15 protein-coding genes and 5 tRNA genes are annotated in these 22,741 nt (G+C 70.8%); 9 read left to right on the top strand and 11 right to left on the bottom strand.

The genetic code is table 11. The features are described 5' to 3' along the window. Positions 1-27: 27 nt before the first annotated feature. On the top strand, positions 28-1,599 hold the full coding sequence (locus tag ABZU43_RS14965) for a histidine kinase (RefSeq protein WP_355007070.1): 1,572 nt from the start codon (positions 28-30) through the stop codon (positions 1,597-1,599). Beyond that, positions 1,599-2,276 (top strand): response regulator transcription factor, encoded by a 678-nt coding sequence (locus ABZU43_RS14960; protein WP_355007069.1) that lies wholly within the window; start codon positions 1,599-1,601, stop codon positions 2,274-2,276. The genes ABZU43_RS14965 and ABZU43_RS14960 overlap by 1 nt, the downstream gene beginning before the upstream one ends. 37 nt (positions 2,277-2,313) lie before the next feature. Here the strand turns inward: ABZU43_RS14960 and ABZU43_RS14955 are convergent, their stop codons facing one another. From ABZU43_RS14955 to ABZU43_RS14935, 5 genes are all read right to left on the bottom strand, one after another. Continuing rightward, the gene (locus ABZU43_RS14955) at positions 2,314-3,135 is read right to left on the bottom strand and encodes an ABC transporter permease (protein ID WP_355007068.1); all 822 of its coding nucleotides are present in this window, start codon (positions 3,133-3,135) and stop codon (positions 2,314-2,316) included. Then, positions 3,132-4,064, bottom strand: coding sequence for an ATP-binding cassette domain-containing protein (locus ABZU43_RS14950; protein ID WP_355007067.1), 933 nt, complete (start codon positions 4,062-4,064; stop codon positions 3,132-3,134). Before ABZU43_RS14950 ends, ABZU43_RS14955 begins: the two co-directional genes overlap by 4 nt. Before the next feature lie 89 nt (positions 4,065-4,153). Continuing rightward, positions 4,154-5,002, bottom strand: coding sequence for a polysaccharide deacetylase family protein (locus tag ABZU43_RS14945; protein WP_355007066.1), 849 nt, complete (start codon positions 5,000-5,002; stop codon positions 4,154-4,156). Positions 5,003-5,026: 24 nt separating this feature from the next. Beyond that, a complete protein-coding gene (locus ABZU43_RS14940; RefSeq protein WP_355007065.1) occupies positions 5,027-6,217 on the bottom strand; it encodes a cytochrome P450 in 1,191 nt (396 codons plus the stop codon). Between the two features lie 9 nt (positions 6,218-6,226). Then, positions 6,227-6,895: a 50S ribosomal protein L11 methyltransferase gene (locus ABZU43_RS14935; RefSeq protein ID WP_355007064.1), complete on the bottom strand. Its 669-nt coding sequence runs from the start codon at positions 6,893-6,895 to the stop codon at positions 6,227-6,229. A 150-nt stretch (positions 6,896-7,045) separates the two neighbouring features. On the opposite strand from ABZU43_RS14935, the gene ABZU43_RS14930 reads away from it, so the two are divergent. Further along, entirely contained in the window at positions 7,046-7,939 is an 894-nt protein-coding gene (locus ABZU43_RS14930) for a hypothetical protein (RefSeq protein ID WP_355007063.1), read from the top strand. Positions 7,940-8,032: 93 nt separating this feature from the next. Here ABZU43_RS14930 and ABZU43_RS14925 read toward each other — a convergent pair whose 3' ends face one another. The 3 genes from ABZU43_RS14925 to ABZU43_RS14915 all read right to left on the bottom strand — a co-directional run bounded on the left by ABZU43_RS14925 (position 8,033) and on the right by ABZU43_RS14915 (position 12,370). Further along, positions 8,033-10,963 (bottom strand): M36 family metallopeptidase, encoded by a 2,931-nt coding sequence (locus ABZU43_RS14925; protein ID WP_355007062.1) that lies wholly within the window; start codon positions 10,961-10,963, stop codon positions 8,033-8,035. 140 nt (positions 10,964-11,103) lie between these two features. Continuing rightward, positions 11,104-11,685, bottom strand: a complete 582-nt coding sequence (locus tag ABZU43_RS14920) for a TIGR03086 family metal-binding protein (RefSeq protein ID WP_355007061.1) — start codon at positions 11,683-11,685, stop codon at positions 11,104-11,106. Positions 11,686-11,767: 82 nt separating this feature from the next. Next, positions 11,768-12,370 (bottom strand): TetR/AcrR family transcriptional regulator, encoded by a 603-nt coding sequence (locus ABZU43_RS14915; protein WP_355007060.1) that lies wholly within the window; start codon positions 12,368-12,370, stop codon positions 11,768-11,770. A 387-nt stretch (positions 12,371-12,757) separates the two neighbouring features. On the opposite strand from ABZU43_RS14915, the gene ABZU43_RS14910 reads away from it, so the two are divergent. The 4 genes from ABZU43_RS14910 to ABZU43_RS14895 all read left to right on the top strand — a co-directional run bounded on the left by ABZU43_RS14910 (position 12,758) and on the right by ABZU43_RS14895 (position 19,952). Further along, positions 12,758-12,830 (top strand) — tRNA-Gly (locus tag ABZU43_RS14910). A 34-nt stretch (positions 12,831-12,864) separates the two neighbouring features. Next, positions 12,865-12,935, top strand: a tRNA-Cys gene (locus ABZU43_RS14905). A gap of 13 nt (positions 12,936-12,948) precedes the next feature. Further along, a tRNA-Val gene (locus ABZU43_RS14900) sits at positions 12,949-13,023 on the top strand. Positions 13,024-13,619: 596 nt separating this feature from the next. After that, positions 13,620-19,952 (top strand): carboxypeptidase regulatory-like domain-containing protein, encoded by a 6,333-nt coding sequence (locus ABZU43_RS14895; protein ID WP_355007059.1) that lies wholly within the window; start codon positions 13,620-13,622, stop codon positions 19,950-19,952. 309 nt (positions 19,953-20,261) lie between these two features. Here the strand turns inward: ABZU43_RS14895 and ABZU43_RS14890 are convergent, their stop codons facing one another. From ABZU43_RS14890 to ABZU43_RS14880, 3 genes are all read right to left on the bottom strand, one after another. After that, a complete protein-coding gene (locus ABZU43_RS14890; RefSeq protein ID WP_355007088.1) occupies positions 20,262-20,786 on the bottom strand; it encodes a winged helix-turn-helix domain-containing protein in 525 nt (174 codons plus the stop codon). 333 nt (positions 20,787-21,119) lie between these two features. After that, positions 21,120-21,854, bottom strand: coding sequence for a GNAT family N-acetyltransferase (locus tag ABZU43_RS14885; RefSeq protein ID WP_355007058.1), 735 nt, complete (start codon positions 21,852-21,854; stop codon positions 21,120-21,122). A gap of 275 nt (positions 21,855-22,129) precedes the next feature. Further along, positions 22,130-22,372 (bottom strand): DUF6458 family protein, encoded by a 243-nt coding sequence (locus tag ABZU43_RS14880; RefSeq protein ID WP_091400768.1) that lies wholly within the window; start codon positions 22,370-22,372, stop codon positions 22,130-22,132. A gap of 146 nt (positions 22,373-22,518) precedes the next feature. Here ABZU43_RS14880 and ABZU43_RS14875 point away from each other — a divergent pair. Both ABZU43_RS14875 and ABZU43_RS14870 read left to right on the top strand, forming a co-directional pair. Next, a tRNA-Gly gene (locus ABZU43_RS14875) sits at positions 22,519-22,591 on the top strand. 26 nt (positions 22,592-22,617) lie between these two features. Next, positions 22,618-22,692, top strand: a tRNA-Val gene (locus ABZU43_RS14870). The last annotated feature ends 49 nt before the right edge of the window (positions 22,693-22,741 follow it).

Here is a 22,741-nt window from a genome sequence, read left to right as displayed (position 1 = left end):
AGGTCGGGCGTGGGTAGCCTGACCGCCGTGCGGATCCTCGACTCCCCGCCGCCGGGTTGGCTGACCCGGCGGCGTCGCCTGCTGCTGGACGTGCTGCTCTGGGCGGTGGTGGCCGCCCCGGTCGGCTACGCCGAGGCCAGCCCGCCCTACACGCGGTACACGTTGCCGCTGCTGGTCGGCAAGCTGCTGCTGCTCGGTGTGGCGGTGGTGGCGAGTCGGCGTCAGCCGTTGGTCGCCCCGGTGCTGGCGGTGCTCGGATCGTTGGTCGATGGCAACTTCGTGTTCGCGATTCCGGTCTTCAGCTATCTCGCCGGGCGGCGCAGCGTCACAGTGGGCCCGGCGATCATGGTCTTCGTGCTGATCACGGCCGGTGGCACGGCGCTCAACCTGGGGCTGCTCGGCGCCGGCGCGGCCACCTGGTTCCTGCTCGCCTCGGTGCTGCTCTTCGCCGCCGTGTTCCCCTGGTTGGTCGGCCGCTACCGCCGCCAGCAGCAGGAGTTGACCGACGCCGGTCGCCGGCACGTCGACGCGCTGACCCGCGAGCAACGGGGTGCCGCCGAGCGGATCCGGCTGCGTGAGCGGGCCCGGATCGCCGGGGAGATGCACGACTCGCTCGGTCACGACCTCAGCCTGATCGCGTTGCGCGCCGCCGCCCTGGAGGTCGCCGCCGACCTGGACGACCGCCATCGGGCCGCGGCAGGGGAGTTGCGGGCCAGCGTCTCCGCCGCCACCGAGCGACTCCACGAGATCATCGGGGTGCTCCGCGAGGAGGCTGGCGCGTCGCTGCGTCCGAGCGGGGAGACCGTGGCCGACCTGGTCGACGGCGCCCGGGAGGCCGGGATGGCGGTACGGCTGGACACTGCCCCGGTGGTCGCGGACCTACCGGCGATGACCGGGCACGCGGCGCACCGGATCGTCCGGGAGGCGCTGACCAACGCGGCCCGGTACGCGCCGGGCGCCCCGGTCGACGTGCGCCTCACCCGCGACGGTGACCGGGTCGAGGTGACAGTGGTCAACGACGCGCCGCCGTCCGGGCCGCTGCCCGCCCCACCGTCGCAGGGCAGTGGGCTGCTCGCCCTCGCCGAGCGGGTCCGCCTCGCCGGCGGGACGCTCGACGCTGGCCACCGGGCCGACGGCGGGTTCGCGGTACGGGCGGTGTTGCCGGCCACCGCGGCACCGCCGGAGCCGATCGGGTCGGCGGCCGAGGCCGGGCCGACGTCCTGGTCCGACGAGCGACCCGGTCCGGCGGAGCGGCCGGTGGACGCCGAGCGGCGGCTGCACGACGCCCGGCGGCGGGTACGACGCAGCCTGCTGGTGGCGCTCGTCGCCCCGGTCGGTTTCGCAGTGGTGCTCTCGTTCGTCTACTACCCGGTGGCGACCGCCGGGACGGTGCTGGACCGGGCCACCTTCGACCAGATGCGCGTCGGCGCGGCCCGGTCCGAGCTGGTCGGGCTGCCCCGGCGGCAGTTGGAACGCCCAACACCGGTCGACCGGGCCGGCTGCGAGTACTACACCGACGGCAACTTTCCCCTCGCCGCGCCGACCTGGCGGCTCTGCTTCACCGACGGCCGGCTGGTCAGCAAGGAGTGGATCGCGTAGTGGACACCGACACGACGGAGGCACCGCCGATCCGGGTGGTACTGGCCGACGACGAGGCGATGATCCGGGCCGGTGTCCGGGCCATCCTCGCCAGCGATCCCGGCATCGAGGTGGTCGCCGAGGCCGGCGACGGGCACGCGGCGGTGGAACTGGTCCGGGCCCACCGACCCCGGGTCGCGCTGCTGGACATCCGGATGCCGCGGCTGGACGGGTTGGCCGCCGCCGCCGAGATCCGCCGGATCGTGCCGGACACCGCGACCATCATGCTGACAACGTTCGGCGAGGACGACCACGTGGCCCGGGCGCTCGGGCACGGTGCCAGCGGGTTCCTGCTCAAGGCCGGCGACCCGCGTGAGCTGATCGCCGGTGTGCACGCCGTCGCCGACGGTGGGGCGTACCTGTCGCCGAGGGTGGCCCGCCGGGTGATCGAGCTGGGGGCCGACCGGTTGGCCCGTCGACCCGCCGCCCGGGAGCGTGCGGCGGGGCTGACCGAGCGGGAACGGGAGGTGCTGGCCCTGGTCGGGGCGGGTCTTTCCAACGCCGAGATCGCTCGCCGGCTGCACCTCGTGGAGGGCACCGTGAAGAGCTACCTGACCAGCATCTTCACCCGGCTGGACGTCCGCAACCGGGTACAGGCGGCGATCCTGGCGTACGAGGCGGGATTGGTCGACGGCTGAGCGGGGGCCGATCGGCCCCCGCTCAGCGCGGCCTGCCTTACGCGTCGCGTCGGCGCAACGCCGCCCGGCCCAGCAGCAGTGCGGCGGCGGCCCATCCGGCGAGCAGGAGCAGCCCGACCACTGGCGGGTACGGCTCGGTGTCGCCGGCCAGGAAGTGCCCGCCGGCCACACCGGGGAACACGTCGGCGATCCGGTTCAGCACCTCGATGTCCGGCTCCTGTAGGGACAGCGGCACGATCATCAGGCTGGCGAGGAGCACGACGATGGTGAGCACCGCGCTGCGGAGCGCGGCGCCGAGGCCCAGCGCGAGCACGCCGATCAGCGCCAGGTAGGTCGCCACCGCCACGATGTCGCCGATCGTGTCGATGACCGGAGCGCTGCCCCACTCACCGAGCACCGGCCGGGCGACCAGGACACCGACGCCGCCGAGCAGCAGCCCGAGCGCGAAGGTGACCGCCCCGGCGACGGCGGCCTCGGCCAGCAGTACGCGACCGCGGGACGGGGTGCACTGCAGCGTCGTACGGATGGTGCCACTGGTGAACTCGGCGGTGATCGCGAGCAGGCCCAGCGCCAGCACCACGTACTGGGTCAACTCGACCGAGCCGATCAGCACGCTGCCGACGGTGACGACGCCGGCGTCGTCGGCCGGGTCGTCGTTGGTGTTGCCGTTGGCGGCGTAGATGGCCAGTTGACCGGCGCTCGCCGCCATCACCAGCAGCCCGGCCAGCGCCGTCCACCAGGTGCTCCGGACCGAGGAGAGCTTGGTCCACTCGGCGGCCACCGCACCCCGGAAGGCGGCCCCCGCACCGGCGGCCGGCGCGATGGCGGGGCGGGTGCCCGTGTCGGTCTGCGTGCTCATCGGTGCCCACCTTCGATCGGGCCGCCCGCGTACTCGACGCTGTCGGCGGTCAGCTCCATGAACGCCTGCTCCAGCGACGCGGCGTGTGCGCTCAGCTCGTGCAGTCGTACCCCCAGTTCGTGGGCCAGGTCGCCGACCTGGTCGGCGGTGGCGCCGGTGACGGTCAGCTCGTTCCGGTCGGCCGCCTCGACGCTCGCCCCGGCGGCCGTGAGGCGCGCGGCGAGCGCGGCCAGCCCGTCCGGGTGTGGGCTGCGGACCCGGACCGCGACAGTGCTGCGGGCGATCACCTCGCCGATCGGCTCGTCGGCGAGCAGTCGCCCCCGGCCGATCACCACGAGCTGGTCGGCGGTGAGCTGCATCTCGCTCATCAGGTGGCTGGACACGAAGATCGTCCGCCCCTCGTCGGCCAGTGAGCGCATCAGCTGCCGCACCCAGCGCACCCCGTCCGGGTCGAGTCCGTTCACCGGCTCGTCGAACATCAGCACCGGTGGGTCGCCGAGCAGCGCGCCGGCGATGCCGAGCCGTTGGCCCATGCCGAGCGAGAGCGTCCGCCCCGGCTTGGCGGCGGCCCGCCCGTCCAGCCCGACGGTGTCCAACACCTCGTCGACCCGGCGGGTCGGGATGCCGTTGCTGTGCGCCATGGCCCGCAGGTGCGCCCGGCCGGACCGGGCCGGGTGGATGGCGCGGGCGTCGAGCAGCGCGCCCACCTCGTGCAGCGGCCGGCGCAACTCCCGGTACGCGCGCCCGCCCACCAGGGCCTGCCCGGCGGTCGGACGGTCCAGCCCGAGGATCATCCGCATGGTGGTGGACTTGCCGGCGCCGTTGGGGCCGAGAAAGCCGGTGACCCGGCCGGGCGCGATGTCGACTGTCAACGCGTCGACCGCGACGGTCGACCCGAACCGTTTCGTCAACCCACGTAATGTGATCATGCGCTGACGCTAGGCGAGCGAGCTGTCACGCCGCCGCGCCCGAACGGCACCACCCACCCCTGACTTTCGTCAGGTCGGTGGCGGGCTGATCACCGTACGTACTGCTCCAACAGTGCCGGGGTGAGCCCGGCCCGGTGGATCGCCTTCAACGCCGCGAGCAGGTCGTCCATCAGCGCCGGTCGGAAGTGCATCAGCAGCACGTCGCCAGGTTGGACCACCTTCTCCGGGGTCTGGTAGCGCACCTTCCCCTCGTGGACGGTCTCGGTCCAGTGGAAGACCGCCTTCGCGCCGCAGTCGTGCGCGGCCTTCAGCATGCTGCTGTCATGCTCACCGAACGGTGGCCGGAACAGGGTGGGCCGCTTGCCGAACAGCCCCTCGAGGGCGTCGGCGGCACCGCAGATCTCCTGCTTCTGGTAGTCGTACGACCGGCCGGCCAGCGAGTTGTGGTGGATGGTGTGGTTCTCCACGACCCCGCCCACCGCCTCGATCTGCCGGAAGTAGTCGGTGTGCTCCGCCGCCGCCGGCGAGTTGAGGAACATCGTCACCGGGATACGCGCCTCCCAGATGAAGTCGATCACTTCCGACGGGCGGGCCAGCCCACCGTCGTCGATGGTGATGAAGGCGACCTTCTGGTCGGTCGGCAGGCGGTGCCAGAACGCGGCCGAACCGGTGGTGGGCAGCGGTACCGGTTGCGGCAGTGGCGCCTCGGGAAACGTCGGCACCTGGGACACGTACCAGGCCAGGCTCTTGAACGCGGGCTTCGCGCTCGGGGACGGCGAGGCCGAGGGGGACGCCGCCGGGGCGGACGGAGTCGGCTGGGTCGCGGCGACCTGCCGAGCGTGTGCCGGGTAGTTCGGGCCGACTGTGCAGGCAGTCAACGCCAGCAGGGCCAGAAGCGTTACGACGGCAGGGATCCGACGGGTGGTGGTGGCTGACACGCCCGGAAACATACCGAGCGGGTGTCAGGATCCGGTCAGCCCGGTGTCCCCGGTGCGACGGCGGACCACGAACGCGTCAGGCATCCGGAAGGTGAGATTGTCCGGGCACCAGGGCGGACGGAGCACTGTCACCCCCTCCAGCAGCGGCGCGGCCTCGGCCACCACCACGGCCGCCTCCATCCGGGCCAGCACGTCCCCGACGCAGCGGTGCGCGCCCGCCCCGAACGCCAGGTGCCGGCGTGATCCACGCTGGCCCGGACGGAACTCGTCGGGCGACTCCACGACCGCCGGGTCCCGACCGGCGCGGCCCAGCCACAGCACGAGGCTGCTGCCCGCCGGCACCCGCGTGCCGCCCAGCGTGCTCTCCGCCGTCGCCACCCGTCGCCAGGTGACGATCGGTGGTTCCAGCCGCAACCCCTCCTCCACCACGTCGGCCACCGCGACCTCGCCGCTGCGCAGGCCGGCCCGGACGGCCGGCTCGTCGGCCAGCCGGTGCAGGAGCAGGGTGAGGAACTGCGAGGTGGTCTCCTGCCCGGCGACCAACAGGAAGAAGAGCGCGCCGACCACCACGTCCGGCGGGTGCCCGGCCGCTCGCAGCTCGGCGGCCAGACCGCCACCGACGGCCGCGAAGTCACGCAGCACGCTGTGGAACCGGCCCACCTCGGTGGCGAGCGCCAGCTGCCGGTCGGCGTCCAGTGGTGCCCAGAACAACTCCAGCGCGGCGCGGGCGAACTCCTTGACCGCGCCGACCGGCGCGTCCGGCAACTCGACCAGCCGGGCCAGCACCAGCAGCGGCAGGTCGGCGGCGAGGTCCGCGTACAGGTCGACAGGCGAGCCGGCGTCGAGCGCGGCGCCGATCCGGGCGACCCGGTCCCGGACCAGCGCGGTGAGCCACTGCCGTTGCGCGGCCACCCGGGCCGGGTGCAACGCCTCCGCGACGATGGCCCGGATCTGCGGATGGCTGGCGCCCGAGTTGTTCGCCAGGGTCGGCGGCAGCCGGAACCGGTGCCCGGCGAGCACCCGCAGCGCGGTCACCGGCATCGGAGTCACCGCGTCCAGCGCGTTGTCAGGTCGGTAGGTGACCGGGTCGGCGAGGACCTCGCGGACCAGCGCGTGCCGGGTCACGACCAGGTGGGTGCCGCCGACGTGGTCCGGCACCCGGGCCACGTCCGGCCATGCGGGGTCGGCCACCTGCGCCCAGCTGCGGAACAGCACCCGGACACGCTAGCTGGAGGCCCCCGGCAGCCCGGCCCGCAGCCGCCAGACGGTGGTGCGCTTCACCCGCACACTCTCCAACGCCTCCGGCACCGGCACGTCGTACCCGGCCACCTCGTCGAAGCGGTCCCGGGGCAGGAACGCCCGGCCGGGGTCACCGACGAGCGCCGGCGCGCCGGCCCGGGCGGCACGCAGCAGGAACCGCAGGACCCGGCGGGCCATCGCCTCGCTGTAGAAGACGTCTCCGGCGAGCACCACCTCGGCGTCCCCGGCGTCGCCGTCGAGGATGTCGCCGAACTCGGCGTCGACGCGTTCCCCGTTGGCCTCGGCATTGAGGGCGACCGCCGCCACCGCCAACTCGTCCACCTCGACGGCCCGCACGGACGCCGCGCCGGCGCGGGCCGCGGCGATGGCCACCAGGCCGGAGCCGGAGGCGAGGTCGAGCACCCGCCGGCCGGCGACCAGCTCCGGGTGGTCGGTGACGTAACGGGCGAGGGCCTGCCCGCCGGCCCACGCGAACGCCCAGAACGGCGGTGGCCGGTCGCTGGAGAACTCGCCCTCGGTCAGCTCCCACAGGCCGATCGGCTCGTCCGCCTGGTGCAGCCGCACCTCAGGTACGAAGGGGACCGGGGCCAGCCGGGCGTGCAGCCGGACGAACGTGCTGGAGAGCTCGGACACGGCGTGATTGTCCCAGCGGCCCGACTCCCGGCGTGTCGCGGGGGAGTGGTGACCGGTTCACCACGGTCGGTGAAAACCCACCCCGTCCTTGCCGTCCGGTGCGAACACACCCGTCTGGTCGGTGCCGTCCCCCGCTTCTAGCGTTGCGGGGTGGAGGCGACCGAACGGAGGACGGCGGTGGTGACGGTGTGGCGGTATGCGCTGAGGGCAGGGGTGGTGCTGGCCTGTCTGAGCGGGGTGGAGCTGGCGGCGGCTGCCCCGGCACAGGCGGCCTTCACCACCGAGATGAGCGGCCTGCCGGGACGGTTCACCGCCGGTGAGCAGGTGCGGACGATCTCTGCGGTGGTCTCCCAGACGGACCGGCGCGCCAGGTGCGCGAAGGTGCGCTGGTCGATGGTGCTCAGCGTGCAGGGCGGCCTGCGGCTCGACCAGGTGAAGATGGACCGGGTGGAGGAGACCGGCGACTTTCCGCTGCAGATCCGCACCGAGGGTGACACCGCCCGGCTGACCGACCGGCAACTCGACCCGGGCACGCTCTGCCCGGGCCGCACTGTCACGGCCCGCTACCGGGTGGCCTTCGCCGAGGACGTCACCCAGGGGCGGGTCACCCTCGCCGCCGAGGCGTACGACGCCAACCTGCGCCTGCTGGCCCGGCAGACCGCCACCCGCTCGGTGGTGGGGGTGGGCGGCGTGCCGACCAGCACCCCGAAGCCGACGAAGACCCCGCCCGAGCCCACCGAATCCGCCAGCGCGCCGACCGAGGACGAGAGCACGGCGACGGAGGAGGCGGTCGAGGAGTACCCCGCCGACGCCGCGCCACCGGCGGCCAACCGCCCGGTCTCGCAGTCCGGCGCGTTCGGCGTGGTGCAGGCCGCGTTTCTCCTCGGCGGGCTGCTGCTCTTCCTCGGGGTGGGGTTGCTGCTGCGGCTGCGGCACCTGACCCGGGCCGCGCCCGGGGACGCCGACGGGGGCGACGATCCCCCGGTGGACCGGCGCTGGGAGCGCCCGGCCGTCGCCGACCCGTGGAGTCGAGCGCACCGCTGATCGCGGGGCCGCGACGGGAGCCGTGCGGCGGTAGGGCGGACCCGCGCTGATCGGGGTTGGTGGGGCCGGCGGACATCCGCCGGCCCCACCGTGTCACTTCGAGAACGCCTGGAACTCGGCGATCCGGACCTGGCTCCGGGCCGGGCTGGCGGTCGCGCAGTCCGTCGTCGTGGCCGGGTCGTCGTCCTGCTCGCCCGCGTAGTTCGGGCCGCCGGTGCACTGGCTCGCCAGCACCTCGAGACGCAGGTGGGTGGCGAGGGTGGTGGGTACCGCGAACGTCCGGAGGTTGATGTCGCGGCTGTACGCCCGGTACGCCCCGCCGGGGAACGCGTCCCCCGCGCTGGTGTAGATGCGCTGCCAACGTGCCGGATCCGCGCAGTCGGTGGTCGTCGCGTTGCAGGCGGACACCGCGAACGAGCGCAGGGCACTGAGGGCGTTCTGCGCGCCGGTGTCGGCGTCGCCGGTGATCGCCGGGCGCAGCATCGCGCTGACGTTCACCCGCTTGACCGTCTGCGGGGCGTCGCCCGCCAGCGCCACTGTGAGCTGCCGGCCGGCCACCCCGTCCAGGGACGCCCAGTTCGTCGCCTCGGTGTCGTCGACGATCCGGTCCAGGTTGACCCCGTCGCCGGTGACGGTGGCGCCGGAGGCGGTGGAGGCGAGGTTGCGGCTCATCCGCAGGTCGACGTACCCGTCCTGGCCGGCTCGGGCGACCACGCTGAGCCGCTGGTGCCCGAACCCGGGGGCCACGGCGAGCAGGTCGTACGTGCCGGCCACCATCTCCACGGTGTCCGGGATCGGCGTCGCCGGGTCGGTGTCGGCCACCGGCACGGCCCGCGCCTCGTACGCCCCCACGTACACCCGGATCGGCGCTTCGGCGCTGTCTCCGCGTGGGCGCAGGGTGAGCGTCGCGTTGCCACCGCGCGGCGAGGCGAAACTCGGCGTCGGGTCGGTGTCGCCGGCACCGTTCGTGGCGGCGTCCCGGCCCATTCCGGAGCGGGCGAACTCGGCCCAGATGAGGTCCTGATTCGCGCCGCCGAAGCGGAGCAGGTCGGCGGTGAGCATGTTGTCGCGCATGTCGAGCATGCTGACCTGGCTGGCGGCCTGGAGCAGGAACGAGTCGAAGACCAACTGTGACCAGCGCCGGTTGCCCGGGCACTGATCTGCCGCGACCTTGCCCGACGCGCAGTCGAGCTGCCGTTGCGGGGTGCCGAGGCCGTACCGCTTCACCAGGGCGGAGCGGACCCGGAAGTTGGTGGCGCCCCAGATCTCCCCGTCGGCGTGCACGGCCGGGCCGGCGGTGTTGTAGCCGATGTCGGAGTAGTTGAGCGGGCTGCGGCTCAGGTCGTAGTTGCGGATGCCGCTGACCAGGTTGCCGGTGACGTAGCCGCCCGTGATGAAGGGCGTCTCGCCGGGCGCGCGCAGCCCGTGCTGGAAGAGGTACTCGGCGGCGAGCAGGTCGCCCCAGGACTCACCCATCGACCCGCCCTGGTGGCCGCTGATCCCGCTGTCCGGGCCGGCGATCATCCGGTTGGTGATCGCGTGGGTGTACTCGTGGCCGATCACCGTCATGTCGTAGTCGCCGTCCACGCACGGCGGGTACGGCCCGCCGGCCTGCGGCTGCCAGAGGTACATGTTGGTGGTCGGCGGCAACCCGTCGCGCGGGGTGCCCTGGTTGGCGTTGTTCCGGTTGCCGGTCAGCGCGCCCTGCTGGGCGCGGCCCTGCTCGGCGTCACCGCCCAGGCCGGACGGGGTGAGGTTGACCGCCTGGAGGTTCCACGCCGACTCGGTGAAGCCCAACTGGTACGACCAGTCGTGCATCCGGTTGTGCATGGCGAAGAGGTTGGCGATCGACGCGTCCGCGTCGTTGCGCTCTGCGGAGGTGAACACCCCCGGGTTGCACTTCGCCTGGTGCCACTGGTCGGTGAAGGGGTACTCGTAACGGCGTTCCGGGCTGGTGGGGGCCGGCACGACCGGGGTGCTCGCACCCCAGGACAGCACGGTGTTGGCCGAGTTGCCGCGCGAGGTGAGGGTCGGCGTACCGGTGGCCGCGTCGACGTCCCACGGTTGGCCGGTGGCCGGGTCGCGGAAGGCGGCCTGGCAGCCGGGGGCCGGGTCGCCGCACCAGCGCACCCGGGGGTCCTGCCCGGGGCCGAGGTCGCGAGGCGGGGTGGCCGGGAAGACCGCCCAGCTCGGGTTGTCGGAGTCGAAGTCCACGAGGTCCTCGCGGACCAGCACCTGCCCGGTGCTGCCGTCCACGTAGCTGGTGAACGCGGCCGGGTGCTCGGTGTCCGCGCCGATCATGGTCACCTCGTAGGCGGCCCGTGGCCCGTCCAGCGGGGTGGGCACGGCCACCGACCGGATGGTGTGGCTGGCCACCGCGTCGGCGGTCAGCTTGGCGTCGGCGAGCGCGGCGGCGTACGCCTGCTCGGCGGTGCGGGTGGCCGGCGCCGGCGTGCCGGTGTCGCGGGCCAGCGAGGAGCTGACCGAGAGCACCGCGCCGTCGGCGACCGCGAGGGTGACGAGGCCGTCCGGCCCCGCGGGCAGGTCGCCGAAGCGTTGCCGGAGGGTGACGACGGTGCCGCTGCCGATCGGTCGGACCAGCACCCGTTCCATGCTGGCCACCGTGGCGGCGTCCATGCCGAACAGGTCCTGGTTGGCGGCCAGGTAGGCGCGGGCGGCGGCCTCCGGGTCGGCGGGCAGCCCGCTGGCCAGCGGGGTGCGGCCGGGGCCGAGCGCCTGTGGGGTGCCGAGCCGGTTCCACCGGACGTCGGGGTCGACGGCGCGGGCCAGGCCGCGTTGGCGGGCGTCGGGTGCCGCCGTACCGGCGCGGTTGTCGGCGTCGGCGGGGGTGTGCCCCTCGGCGAACGGCCCGGACCGGCGCTCGGTGGATGTCGCGCCGCCGGTGGGGGCTGCGGTGCTCACGCCGGTGGGGAGCAGCGCGGCGACCGTCGCCGTCGTCGCCAGGATGGCGATGAGCCGGCGTCGACGCCGGCTCATCGGGGGTGACCACTCCGGTTGTGGCACGGGACCTCCTCGTGGGAGCGGGATGGCCGGCGAGTCGCCGGCCACAGATGCGCGGTGACGCATGCGCATCTGTGGATATCAGTCTCCCGAGGTCACGGCAAGGTCCGGAGCCGCTGTCGCACCAACAGATCGAGATTCGTTCAGGCGCTCGGCGCCCAGTCGGGGTCGCGGCCGAACGCGGCCAGCAGGTGGTCCTGCTCGTCGGCGTCGTCGGGCACCTGTACGCCGGTGTGGACCAGGTTGTTGCGCCGGTAGGCGTCGATCTGGCCGGCGAACCACTGGGCGGCGGCGTGCACCGCGTCCGGGTCGAGCCGTGGCTGCGCGCCGATCGCCACCGCCACGTCCCAGCCGTGCACGAGGTGCTCGGCGAGGAGTTGTCGGAGGTACTCGGTGGCCGGGGTGTCGCCGCTGGAGAGGTGCACGGTGCGATCGATCGCGCCGGGGTGGGTGGCGGCGATCTCGGCCTGCGCGGCGGCCTCCCGGGCCGTCGCGATCGGGTCGGCGCCGAGTTGGTCACCATCGAGCCGGTCGCCGACCTCGTCGATGGTCCGGCCGGCGAGCAGCGGAACGCTCCACCGGTCCTCGGTCACCACGTGGTTGACAAGCGTCCGGAGGTCCCAGTCCGAGCAGGGTGTCGGGTCGGACCACTGGCCGGGCTCGATCTGATCCACCCGGTCGATGAATTCGGCCAGGCTCCGGCGGTACGCCTCCAAGAGGTCCATGCCGCCGATTGTTCCGGTCGACGGGGTGGACTGAGTCCGTTTTGCCCGGCTCGGTGCGGGGATCGGTGCTGGCAACCCCAGCTCAGTCGAGGTCGGCCGGGTCAAGGCCGAGCTCTCGGGCGGTGACCAGCCGGACCCACTCGCCGAACTGGCGGCGGGAGATCACCCGGTCGTGCACGGCGAGTTGGACGGCGAGGCCGTCCATCACCGCGCTGATCCGCCACGCGGCCCCGTCGGCGTCGGCGCACTGGAAGGTGCCGTCGGCCACCCCGGCGGTGATCACCGCAGCCAGGTCCTGTCGCCAGCGCAGGTCCAGCCGCCGGGAGACCTTCTCCAACTCCGGGGTACGCAGCGACTCGGACCAGCCGTCGATCCACATGGACCAGGAGGTCGCCCGCCCGGCCGGGGTGTAGAGCTTGAGGATCCGGCGGAGCTTGGTCAGCGGTGCGGCCGAGGAACGGGTCACCGCGTCGAGCCGGGCCAGATCCTGCTCGACCGCGTACGCGAAGGCCTGCGCGAGCAGCCGTTCCTTGGTGGCGAAGTGGTAGAAGACCAACGCCTGACTCACGCCCGCGGCATTCGCCACGTCCGCTGTCCGGGTGTTGGCCAGCCCGCGCTCCACGATCACGTCGCAGGCGGTGCGCAGCAGGGCATCCAGGCGGATCTCGGCCGCACGTCTCGTCACGACCGTTACCGTAACCCATCCGACTGAACACGAACAGTTACCACCACGCGCCGATCCACGCCGTGGCAGTCGGAAGCCGGACACTTCTTTCGCGTGTCGTCGGTCGCGCCACGGAGAGTGTTCACCGAGGTCCGCTGCCCGGTGCCGGGTCGTGGAGACGTTGATGGTCAGGTATGCGACGCGATGATGACGATCATTGCCGGGGAGTGTCGGAGTGTGACGGTCGGCGCCGGATTCAGGCACCAGGCCAGCCACCTAGGATGCCGGCCGGGGGTGACTCCGCTCCAGCCCCGGCCACCCCGGACGCGCCGAGGCGACCCCGAGTTGGCAGTCAAACACCTACTCGGCTAAAGTTCTCATCCGTCACCCGGGAACGTCCGGGGGCGTGCGGACGTAGCGCAGCTGGTAGCGCATCACCTTGCCAAGGTGAGGGTCGCGGGTTCGAATCCCGTCGTCCGCTCGGAGCTGCCGCCACGTATGACGGGGGCAACCTCGGTGGGGTGGCCGAGAGGCGAGGCAACGGCCTGCAAAGCCGTGTACGCGGGTTCAAATCCCGTCCCCACCTCGGCAACAAGCACGGGCGATTGGCGCAGTGGGAGCGCGCTTCCTTGACACGGAAGAGGTCACTGGTTCAAACCCAGTATCGCCCACCAGAGGAGAACGGCTCGTCACCGGAAGACCCGGTGACGAGCCGTTTCGCTTGTGGTGCTCCTTGCGCGGGAGTGACGCGGAGCCCTGACCCTCAGAAAGTAGATGTGGGCACCGCTCGGCGCATGTCGTTGCCCGGCCCTCTTTCGCGGTCGGAAATGCTCCCGCTTGCTCGGTGTGCTTCCGCAGACAGTTTGTTGGTGCGTTAAATGCTCTCATATTAGGCGCTTAGGCCCATGGCTCTCAAGGCGACTGAGATGGGACCCGGTGGCCAACGGAAGAGGCCGGCACTAACTGTGAATAATTGACAACCTTCGGTATTGACGGCGATAACGGTGCTGCTTAAGATGATCAAGCCGTAGCGGTCTGACACACGGGGGCTTCAATGTTCGGTCGCGGTCGCTGGTTCCTGCGTGCCCGTCGTACGGCTCCTCGGGCCGCTGGACGTGCGCTGGTCGCGTTTGTGGTGGTGGCCACGTCGGTTGCGCTGCCGGTGTCCCCGGCGTCTGCGCGACCGGCCCCACCAGCTCGCGCGTCATGTGTGGATGTTTCGGTTGATGCGTCAGCGGCCAGGAAGATGGTCGATACCTGTGGTCGTCGAGTGGAGATTCTCGCTGAGCGTACGGAGTACTCGCAGACGTTCTTGAACGTTGACGGGTCGCGGACGTTGGAGGAGGGGATCGAGCCGGTTCGGGTGCGGAAGGGTTCGTCGTGGGTGCCCGTGGACACGGCGTTGAAGGTGACCGCGGAGGGTGTGGTGCCGCGGGCGACGGTGTTGCCGGTGGTGTTCTCGCCGGGTGGTGACGGGGTGCTGGCTCGGGTTCGCGATGGTGAGCGTGAGTTGGGTATGTCCTGGCCGGGGAAGTTGCCGGCGCCGGTCGTGGAGGGCGATTCGGCGGTGTATCGAAACGTGCTGCCGGATGTGGACCTGCGGGTGACGGCCTTGGTGTCGGGTTTCTCCGAGGTGTTGGTGGTGCGTACGCCGGCGGCGGCGGCGCATCCGAAGTTGGCGGCGGTGCGCTTCGGTCTGTCGACGAGGGGTGTGACGGTCACCGCGGCTGAGGGTGGCGGGCTCGCCGCCCGGGATGGCAGCGGTAAGAAGGTCTTCGAGGCGCCGGCTCCGTTGATGTGGGATTCCACGCCGCTGCCGGAGGCGGCCAAGTCGCCGGGACCGGACCAGACGCCGAAGAAGAAGTCGGACACGGCGCGGGTCGGCCCTGATGGGGCAGGCAAGCCGTCCGCAGCGCCAGACACCGCGGCGAAGACCCCCTCGTCACCGGCCGGAACCGCGCCGCAGGGGGCGCGGCAGGCGGTGATGCCGGTGAAGGTGACCGGCGGTGAGTTGACGGTGGTGCCGGACCGGAAGCTGCTCACCGATCCGGGCACCAAGTATCCAATTTTCATCGACCCGTCCTGGACGGGCGGCATCGCCGGCGGTGAGTGGACGTCGGTGTGGAGCAAGCATCCGACCAGCTCGTTCTGGAAGAACTCGACTGCGCTGACCAACGGCGGGACGAACGGTTCCGCGGGCGCGGGCCGGACCGAGGACTGCTCCGGCTGCGCCGACCACATCATCCGATCGATTTTCCAGATGGATACCAGCGCGGTGCGCGGGAAGTACATTCTCGACGCGAAGTTCCGGATCGAGCAGCGGCATTCCTGGACGTGTAGCCCGGCATCCAACGCCAAGTTGTGGATGACGGGGCCGATCTCATCGGGTACGACGTGGGACAAGCAGCCGGTCTGGGACGGTAACTACACCGCGCAGACCGCAGCGAACCGGAAGAACGGCGCTGTCCACGGCTGCGCCGGGCCGGGCACTGTCGAGTTCAACGCCACCGCGATGGTGGCACATGCGGCGGGTGCCAACTCGCCGCGTTTGACTATGGGGTTGCGTGCGGTGAGCGAGGGGACGTTGAACCAGTGGAAGCGGTTCAACCACTCGTCGCCGAAGCTGGCGATCACGTACAACACCAAGCCGGGCGCGCCCTCCGATCGGTTGTCGGACGGTAAGGCGTGTGGCACCGGTGCGAATCGGCCGTATGTGTTGACACAGACGCCGATCCTGGCAGTCAGGCATTCGGACCCGGATTCGTCGCAGCAGTCGTTGACGACCTGGTTTCACTGGTGGCCGTTGGGTGGGGCGCGTAATGACACGGACAAGGTGTCGCAGGCGTCGGGTAACCCGTCGTCGGTGTCGAAGGCGATTCCGGCAGGAAAGCTGACCGATGGTGGGACGTACGTGTGGCAGTCGCGTACGTATGACGGATCGCATTATGGGGACTGGTCGGGGACGTGTGAGTTCACTGTCGACGCGACGCCGCCGCCGACACCGGGGCCGGTGACGTCGTCCCAGTATCCGGCGGATGGTGCGCCCCGGGGTGGGGTCTCGTTCGCCGGGACGTTCAACATCGCGCCGCCGTCGACGCGTGCCTATGAGGTGAAGGAGTACGCGTACACACTCGATTCGGGTGTGTTGACCGGGGCCGCAACGGTGCCGGCGCGAACCGGGGACTACGGGGCGTCGGTGACGCTTTTCCCGCGTCACGATGGTGTGAACGTGTTGTGGGTGTGGGCGAAGGATCACGCTGGCCGATTCTCGGCGACGCCGGCCACGTACACGTTCTCGGTGCGCGCGGGCAGTGGTCCTGCGGCGCAGTGGGAGTTCGACGAGGCAACTGGTGCGGCCACCGACGTGACCGGGCACGGTAACACCGTGTCGCTGTCCGGGTCCGGGGCGGCCCGGGTGACCGGGCGGGCCGGTGTCGGCAAGGCGTTGGTGCTGGATGGCGCCCAGGGCAATGCCTCGACCGGGGGGCCGGCGCAGTATCCGCACCCGGATACCGGGGTGATCACCCCGGTTCGTACGGACAGCAGCTTCACGGTGACCGCCCGGGTGCGACTGCCTGCTATTCCGAACTGGCACAAGGCGGCGGTCGCTGCTGATGGCGCGCGGACCGCGCCTTTCTGGTTGGGGTACATCATGGGGGCCAACCGGTGGGGCTTCCAGATGAACGAGGCCGATGCGGACCAGTCGGGCGGGCAGAACATCACATCCACCGCTGCTCCGGTCATCGGTAAATGGACCCACCTGGCCGGTGTGTACGACGGAGGTACGAAGACCTTCCGTCTCTACGTCGATGGTGTGCTACAGCCGGGCACGGGGACGGTCACCGCAGGTTTCAATGCCACGGGGCCCTTACGCATCGGGGCGATGATGTATGCGGGGATGTTGGGGCACAACTGGCCCGGTGACATCGATGACGTGCGGGTGTACAACTTCGTCGAGACGGCGGCGAGGATCGCGGAGCTGGCGGTGCCGTTGCAACCGGTGCTGACGTTCCCGAACGGCACGAATGCCACCGCTGGAGCGCAGATGCCAGTGACGTTCAGCGCCGGTGGTGACACCAACGTGACGAAATTCCGGTGGAGTGCCGACAACACGTCGCTGGCCAACGAGGTGATCGCGTCGGCGCCCGGCGGAACGGCGACCGTGTCGGTGCCGGTAGGCGCGGTCACTGGTGAACGCCCGTTGTACGTGGTCGCGGTCGATGACGGCAACCGGGTCAGTGGCAGGACGCAGGGAAGCTTCGTCGTGAAGCCCGCAACGATCCTGTCCGGCGTGGCGATCGATGTCATGACGTTCATGCCGGTCGTCGGAGCCACGGTCAGGCTCGAACCCGGTGGCCTCCAGGTGGTCACCGGCAGCGACGGCGGATACTCGTTCTCCGGCTTCGCCCCCGGCACGTACACGGTGTCGGGTGTCAAGGGTGGCCGGTGTGGGTTGTCGGGCAGCCAGCAGTTGCTGGTCGACGGACAGGGTGTGTGGCTGGACCTGTACCTGTTCCCGTACTCGGACGATTCGGGGTACACCTGCGCGGAGCAGGCGAACAGTTTCACCGCGGCGAATGACACTGTGGTCGGGTTGTCGGGGGACAACGCGGTGACCGCGGTCGGGTTGCCGTTCGCCTTCCCGTTCTACGGTCAGGCGTACCGCTCGGCGTGGGTGGATACGAACGGGCTGTTGTCGTTCACGGACCCCGGTGGTTCGCATCCGTACACGGGTGGGTCGTTGCCGGCGCCTGCGGAGCCGAACGCGGTGGTGGCGCCGTTCTGGGATGACCTGGTGGTGGACGCCTCGGCGAGTGTGCGGACCGCGACCACGGGCACCGGGAACAACGAACGGTTCGTGGTCGAATGGCGCAACGTGCACCGGAAAGCGTCGACCGCGCAGCGGGTGTCGTTCGAGGTGATCCTGGCGCCGGACGGCACGGTGACCACCAACTACGACAGTCTTGACGGCGCGGTCGAGCAGGGAGCGCAGGCGGCGGTCGGGATCGAGGCCCCGGCCGGCGCGGACGGGCTGCGCTACTCCACAGCCGAGGCGGTCCTGGCCAGCGGCCGGGCGATCGTGTTCGACCAGCCGGAGACCGCCAGTCCGCTGGCGTTGCACGACCTGTCCGGCACGCTGGTCAACGCGGCCGGCACCGCGGTGGTCGGGGCGAGGGTGACCCTGGACCCGTCCGGTATGTCGACCGTCACCGGCGCGGGTGGGGCGTGGGCGTTCGACAACCTGGTCGCCGACAGCTACGCCGTCTCCACGGTGCCGGACAGCCGATGCGGGAACAGGGCCCGGGTCCAGGTGGAGCTGAACGCCAACCTCGTCCGCAACCTGCAGCTCGGCCCCGACTACGGCGGCCTCGGCTACGCCTGCACGGTCGGCACCTCCGGCTACGTCGCGGCGTCAACAGTCATCCCACTGACCGGCGACGAAGAGTCCGCCTCGGTCACCCTGCCATTCCCGATGCGGTACCACGGCGGCACCTACTCCGCGGCTGCCGTGTACACCAACGGACTGCTGAGCTTCCAACCAAAGGACGACGTCCCTACCTGGGCTGGGTTCCTGCCAGACGACGACGCACCGAACGCCGTGGTGGCCCCGTTCTGGGAGGACCTGGTAGCCGACGAGTCCTCCAGCATCCGTACTCACGTCATGGGCGTCGCGCCGAACAGGGCGTTCGCTGTGGAGTGGCGCAACATGGCCTTCTACGACGGATCTGACCGGACGACATTCGAGTTGGTGCTCCATGAGGACGGGCGGATCGTTTTCCACTACGGCGAGGTGACATCCCCGAGACAACGTGGCGATGAGGCCGTGATCGGCCTCGAGAACGGGTCCGGCACGGTCGCGGCGGTCTTCTCCGCCGAGGAACCGGCGCTGACGCCCAACTCGTCGATCACATATACGCCTGCGGCGTCGGGGGCGATCACCGGGACGTTGACCACAGCGGTGACCTCCACGCCTGTCGCCGGGGCGACCGTGACGATGAGGCCGACCGGAACGACCGTCACCACCGGCGCGGACGGCGGCTACCAGTTCACCAACGTGCCGGTCGGCGAGTACGTCCTGATCTCCTCGACCAGCGGCAACCGCTGCGTCGGCCAGGCCGCCAGGCAGGTGGTCAACCATGCTGGTGGCACTTCGGATGTTGACCTCTCGGTGATGGTCGACGGGGACGAGTTCGGCTACACCTGCGAGACCGGACCGCAGACGTTCATCCCCGGCACCCAGATCGAGGTAGCGCCCGAGGATGAGGATCACTGGCTGGTGAACGCCCCATTCCCCGTCAAGATCTACGGTGAGTCGTACAACTCGGTGTGGCTCACCTGGAGCGGTGCCGTCGTCTTCCGGCACCCCGGAGACCTCCGTCAAAGCCAACCGATACCGACCCCGGGGCCAAATGATGAGCCGGAACCCGTGGTAGCGGTCCTATGGGACGACTGGGTGGTCGACGAGTCGGCCGCCGTCGCCACCGCCGCACGGGGCACGGCTCCGAACCGGCAGTGGGTGGTGGAGTGGCGCAATGTGCACCACTCCAGCGACAAGACGGTGCGGGCATCCTTCGAAGTGATCTTCGACGAAGACGGCACCATGACCTTCGCCTACGCCGATATCGATCCAGCCAACATGATCGAGCGGGGAGGCAGCGCCACCGTCGGGATCCAGAACGGTGCCGGCACCATCGGCTTCCAGTACCTGCACCACGACACCCTGCTCACATCCGGTCAGGGTGTGCTGTTCCGGCCCAGCCCTCCGGGCGCCGGTGTCGTCTCCGGCGTCGTCAGCTGCCAGGGCGCCGCGGTACCGGGCGCGACCGTCACCACGGCGGGCCTGACTGCGACCACGGCACCCAACGGCACATACCAGATCGAGGACGTGCCAGCTGGCACGCACGCGATCACCGCCACGCTGCACGCGGGTGGCTGCAAAGGCTCCTCCGTCGAGTCTGTCAACGTCGGCTCGAACACCCAGAGAACGGTGGACTTCCCGACCACGACGACCCCGGCCGGTGCCGGATACACCATCGCCGAGCAGCCGATGGTGCTCACCCCGGTCACCGGACCGGCACTACCGCTGGCGGGCGACGACGTCTATATCCCGATCACCCTGCCATTCCCGACCACCCTGTACGGGAAGCAGTACGCCAATGGCTGGCTGGACATCAACGGCTATCTGAGCTTCGTTGATCCGGGCGAGTCCCACTCGTACCCCGACCGTCTTGCGGAGCCGGACGGCTACTACGGGCCCGACGCGACCATCTATCCGTTCTGGCACGACTGGATAGTGGACGACGACGCTGCCGTGCGTGCGGAGATCCGCGGCACCGGGTCAAACCGCCAGTACGTGATCGAATGGCACAACGTCCGGTCCCACGTTGACGATCTGACCCGGGTCTCCTTCCAACTGATAATCCACGAGACCGGCGGATACTCGTTTGTCTATGCCGATCTCGACGGCACGTTCCAGGAAAGGGGCGGCGGCGCTGTCATCGGCATCGAGAACGCCGAAGGCACCCGCGCACTCCAGTACGTCTACCGCCAACCGGTGCTCCGACCTGGCATCGGCTTGCGGATCAACCCGCCCACGTCCTGATTCGTCCATCCGCCCCCGACCCGGGCAAACGTTCGGATTCGCACGGCCCGTGTCCGCACATGGATCACGGACCTGCTGAGCCGAACGACTCCCGGGGCCGCCACCGACGCTCGCCCTGAAACGCACACGGCTCGCTCGTGATTCAAATCGGTCGCGGACCCTCGACCCACCTCGGTCGAGGGTCCCAGGATCCACCTACGGGTGACGATCACGAAAGACCTCGGCGAGCACTTGATGGACATCGCCAGAGGAGAACGGCTCGTTACCGGAATTCCGGTGACGAGCCGTTTCGCTTGTGGTGCCACGTCATCAGTCGACGCTGAGCCGGTAGCCGACGCCTCGTACGGTGTGCACGCGCAGGCCGTCGTCGACCGCGTGCAGTTTGCGACGTAACCGCTTCACGGCCGAGTGCAGGCTCGACGTGTCGCCGAGGAACGCGCAGCCCCAGACCGATTCGAAGAGCCGCTGGTACGTCCAGACTCCGACCGGTGCGGTGGCGAGTTGGGTGAGCAGGTTGCGCTCGAGTCGGGTCAGGCTCAGCCGTTCTCCGCGCCACGTCACCAGGTGATCGAGCGGGTAGATCTCAAGGTCACGCAGGCTGATTCGTCCCGAGGTCGCAGCAGGGGCGGGCGCGGCGGCGGCCCGCGGCGCGGCAGCGGCCTTGACTGCGGGGGCGGGCGCGGCGGTGGCTTCGGGCGCGGCAGGGTTGAGCAGTGAGGCCGGCCCGTTGACCATGGGCGGGCCGATCATCGCCTGCAACTCGGCGAGGTCGGTGCAGATGACCAGAGTGCCGAGCCCGTCGAGTCGCCGCACCATTCGCTCGCGTACCGACACGTCAGCGCTCACGCAGAATACGAGGGACAAATCGTCGACCATCGTTCCCCTTCCCCAGGTGCCACAGGAAAGACAACGCTGTCTGACCGCCGTAGTCAATGGTTTCGCCGGCAACCATCGCCTACCGGCCCGCACCATCCCAAGATCGTGCTGGATCCTGGATGTAGTGGTATCGCACCGTCGATGAGGCCACTACATCCAGGATCCAGCACGATCAGGGCGGCGGGCGGCGGGCGGCGGGCGGCGGGCGGCGGGCGGCGGGCAGGCAGGCAGGCGGCAGGCAGGCAGGTGGCAGGCGGCAGGCGGTGCGGAGGGCGGCCGGCGCGGGCCGGTTCAAAAGGTCAACAGGCGGAACTCGCCCACCGGCCGGAAGCCGAGGCCGCGGTATACCGTCTCACCGACGGCCGACGAGGTGAGTGCGGCGGTGCAGGCGCCCCGCTCGGCAGCCAGTTCGAGGGCGGCCCTGGTCATGGCCGCGCCGATGCCTCTGCGGCGCTGCTGCGGCTGGGTGCCGACGAAGTAGAGGGTGACCAGACCGTGGCTGATCCAGGCGACGGCCGTCGCGACGATCCGGCCGTCATCGAGGCGGCCGGCCAGCCGCAGCACTGTGCCCTCTCCGGTGAATGCCTTCTCCCGTTCGATCGTCGCCGCCACACCGTCCGCTGGGATTCCGGACACCCGGGCATAGGCCGGGACGAACGTGGCGAGGTCGGTGGTCTCGGCGATCCGCACACCGGCCGGAGTCGGCACCTCCGCGACCGCCCCGGTCCCCACGGTCATGATCGGCATGCGGGCGACCTGCGCCGCGCCGAGGGAGACCAGGCCGTCCGCGGTGCCGGCGTCGCTGTCCGGACCGACCCACCAGATCCGGGGTACGCCGTGCAGGCGCCTCCGGGCCTCGCTGAGCGCTTCCTGCGGTGTGCGCCCGACCACCCGCAGGACGCCGTTGAGGGGTGCGTGCGGCACGTCACTGCGGTAGGTCGGGAGGTCCGGCCCGCCGGCGACACCGATGTTCCAACCGAGCAGGTACGCCCGGTGCGCGGCCAACACCGTGTCGAGAGGCTCCATGATCTGGATCGTAACGCGGGGGCGGCAACCCCCTCGGCCAGCGGAAACAGGCACTGTGGACGACATCACCGGCGGCGGCCGGCACCTCGCCTGCCTCGTGTCTCTCCTGCCCCGTCAGCGATGGCGTCTGCGGACGGCCGTCTGCGGACGGGCCGGCCGCCGTCGGTGCGGCGGCCGGCCCGGATACGCAGTGGTCTGGCGGCTCCGCCAGCGGTGGTCTGGCGGCTCCGCCAGCGGTGGACCCGGCGGCTCTGCCAGCGGTGGACCTGTTCGGGTCACAGCGGCGGGGCGATGTCCCGCCGCTCCTCGACCTGGCGGTACTCCACCGGCTGCTCGGTGGTGGTGACGACCTGGCGGCGGCGACCCCAGATCAGCGTGGTCATGATCAGGCCGAGCACGCCGGCGCCCATCAGGATCCAGCCGACCACGTCGAGGTTGATGCCGCCGACGCTCGCGTCCAGTGCGAAGGTGAGGATCGCGCCGAGCGCGATCAGGAAGATGCTGGTGCCGATACCCACGACAGCCTCCTTAGGGGGTGTGGTGCGCTGTCGGATCGTTCAGTACCCCAGCCGGAACCAACGCAACCGCGACCGGCCAGGGTGCCGTTCCAAGCGATCTTGGCATCGGGTAGAGTTCACCTGTCGCCGGCGCTTGCCGGGGACGTGCGGACGTAGCGCAGCTGGTAGCGCATCACCTTGCCAAGGTGAGGGTCGCGGGTTCGAATCCCGTCGTCCGCTCGCGATGTGCCCTACGGGGCTGCCACGGGCGATTGGCGCAGTGGGAGCGCGCTTCCCTGACACGGAAGAGGTCACTGGTTCAAACCCAGTATCGCCCACCATCCACACAGAGCGATCAGTTGGCCCGTTGCCGGATATCCGGTGACGGGC

Origin of the sequence: Micromonospora sp. NPDC005205 (assembly GCF_040608275.1) — a bacterium.
Classification (GTDB): Bacteria; Actinomycetota; Actinomycetes; order Mycobacteriales; family Micromonosporaceae; genus Micromonospora.
The sequence above is the reverse complement of the archived record's forward strand: the minus strand, read 5'-3'. Positions and strand labels throughout refer to the sequence as shown.

What these genes read in the sequence shown, in the direction of transcription:
- ABZU43_RS14920 (WP_355007061.1), bottom strand. Translation starts at nt 11,685, where the DNA reads ATGGACCTCTTGGAGGCGTACCGCCGGAGCCTGGCCGAATTCATCGAC.
- ABZU43_RS14950 (WP_355007067.1), bottom strand. Translation starts at nt 4,064, where the DNA reads ATGATCACATTACGTGGGTTGACGAAACGGTTCGGGTCGACCGTCGCG.
- ABZU43_RS14955 (WP_355007068.1), bottom strand. Translation starts at nt 3,135, where the DNA reads ATGAGCACGCAGACCGACACGGGCACCCGCCCCGCCATCGCGCCGGCC.
- ABZU43_RS14885 (WP_355007058.1), bottom strand. Translation starts at nt 21,854, where the DNA reads ATGGAGCCTCTCGACACGGTGTTGGCCGCGCACCGGGCGTACCTGCTC.